Annotated in this window: 1 protein-coding gene and 1 pseudogene; both read left to right on the forward strand. The window is 75.1% G+C overall.

Annotated elements, in window-relative coordinates; translation table 11 throughout:
* Positions 1-8: 8 nt before the first annotated feature.
* Complete coding sequence (locus tag AOK09_RS31450; RefSeq protein ID WP_055590636.1) at positions 9-401, forward strand: DUF6238 family protein; 393 nt, start codon at positions 9-11, stop codon at positions 399-401.
* A 25-nt stretch (positions 402-426) separates the two neighbouring features.
* Positions 427-1020, forward strand: a pseudogene (locus tag AOK09_RS31455) (ATP-binding protein); the annotation flags it as partial.

Here is a 1020-nt window from a genome sequence, read left to right on the forward strand (position 1 = left end):
CCCCGCACTTGCTGCGCTTTGCGACCTGCGCCCTCCAGCTCCACCACCACACCGCACTGCCCGAGCACGACCGGCCCGCCGACCGCGCCGAACTCGACGCCCTCCACGCCCACACCGCCGCCCTGTTCGCCCTGCTCGACGCACGCACCACCGCCACCAGCGGACTCCTGCCCGCCACAGGCCTCCACCTGCACGCTGCCCGCGTCCGCCTATGGCAGGCCACCGAACACCTCCACGCCGCCTACCACGCCACCCCCCGCCCCGACCGGCGCGCCGGCGACAGCGATTCACCCGAACCGGCGGCTCGGCTGACCGCATGTCAGCGGCACTTGGCGGTCGGTGTGCGCGTCCGCCAGGTCGTGACGCCCACCGAACTACGCAACGGTCCCTGCCGTCCCTGACCTCCGCTCGAAAGGAGGCGTGTTCGTGCGCGCCAGCGCCAGCGTGCTGTTCACCCCCGACCAAGCCGACCGCGCCACCCGCCGGCGCGCCGCCCGAGCGCTGGCCGCGGCCCGCCGCCAGACCCGCGCCGCCACTCCGGACTGCGGCCTGCGCCGCCGAGCCGGGCAGGACGATGGGGACCTGCGCGGCACCTACCCCGCCTCCGGGCGGCCCGGTCCAGCCTCCGCCCGCGGCGCAGGCCTGCGGCTGGCCGCCCACCGCATGACCACCGCCCTGGCCGCCGGCGCCTACCCCTTCCTCGCCGAAGGCGGCCTCGGCGCGGCGGGGATGTACATCGGCCGGGACGTCCACGCCGAGGCGGCGTTCTGCTTCGACCCGTTCGCCCTCTACGGCCGCCTGGAAGGGTTCACCAACCCCAACGTCCTACTCGCCGGGGTCATCGGGATGGGCAAGTCCGCGCTGGCCAAATCCCTGGCCCTGCGGGCAGTCGCCTTCGGCTACCACATCTACGTCCCCTGCGACCCCAAGGGCGAATGGTCACCCGTAGCCCGCGCGCTCGGCGGGCACACCATCGCGCTCGGCCCCGGCCTTCCCGGACGCCTCAACCCCCTCGACGCC

Source organism: Peterkaempfera griseoplana, from assembly GCF_001418575.1.
GTDB classification, from domain to species: Bacteria; Actinomycetota; Actinomycetes; order Streptomycetales; family Streptomycetaceae; genus Peterkaempfera; species Peterkaempfera griseoplana.